This is a genomic window from Tepidimonas sp. (genome assembly GCF_046292505.1).
In the GTDB taxonomy this organism is placed as follows: Bacteria; Pseudomonadota; Gammaproteobacteria; order Burkholderiales; family Burkholderiaceae_C; genus Tepidimonas.
On sequence record NZ_JBKBQX010000140.1, the window covers coordinates 1 to 925 of the forward strand.

Annotated in this window: 1 protein-coding gene; it reads right to left on the reverse strand. The window is 61.4% G+C overall.

Annotation, left to right across the window (positions count from 1 at the left end; all coding sequences use genetic code 11):
- Positions 1-25: 25 nt before the first annotated feature.
- Positions 26-925: IS5 family transposase (locus ACK4TH_RS12320; RefSeq protein ID WP_409626867.1), on the reverse strand; the 900-nt coding region annotated here is incomplete at its 5' end.

Here is a 925-nt window from a genome sequence, read left to right on the forward strand (position 1 = left end):
GGCGCGGCGGGCGCACCTCTCCCGCTTACGTCAGCATGGCTCGCCTCGCCAGATAAAGATTGGTCAGCCCGATCAGGGTGAAGACCTGGGCGGCGTTCTTCGCCAGCCCCTTGTAGCGCACCTTGGTGTAACCGAATTGCCGCTTGATCACCCGGAAGAGATGCTCCACCCGGCTACGCACCGAGGACATCTTGCGGTTGAAGCGCTTATTCGCTTCGGTCAGCTTGTGCCTGGTGGTGGATTTCAACGCCACGCCCCAGAAGACGCCCGCCTTCCGGGCTGCCCGCTTCAGGCTATTGTCGACATAGCCTTTGTCGCCGAACACAGCCCGGTCGTCTTCCCGCAGCAAGTTCGGCAACTGACTGACATCCGCTTCGTTGGCGGCAGTGACCGCCACGGTATGGGCCAAGCCGCTATTCACATCGGCGCCGACATGGATCTTCATGCCGAAATACCACTGGTTGCCCTTCCTGGTCTGGCGCATCTCCGGGTCGCGCTGCTTCGCCTCGTTCTTGGTCGAGGGCGGCGCATGAATAATGGTGGCGTCCACCATGGTGCCGCCTTTGAGAAGCAGCCCCTTCTGTTCCAGGGTGTCGTTGATGGCATTCATGATTCCCGCCGTCAGTTGATGCTTCTCCAGCAGGCGGCGGAATTTCAGGATCGTCGTCTCGTCCGGCATCGACTCGTCGAACAGGTCCAGCCGGGCAAACGCCCGCATGCACGGGACGTCGTAGAGGGCGTCTTCCATGCCGGGATCAGAGAGATTGAACCACTGCTGCATGAAGTAGATGCGCAGCATGGTCTCCAGGCCGCGCGGCCGGCGTCCCTTGCCCGCTTTCGGGTAGTGCGGTTCGATCAGCGCCACCAACGCCAACCACGGCACGACCGTTTCCATCTCTTCCAGAAACCGTTCGCGCTTGGTCTT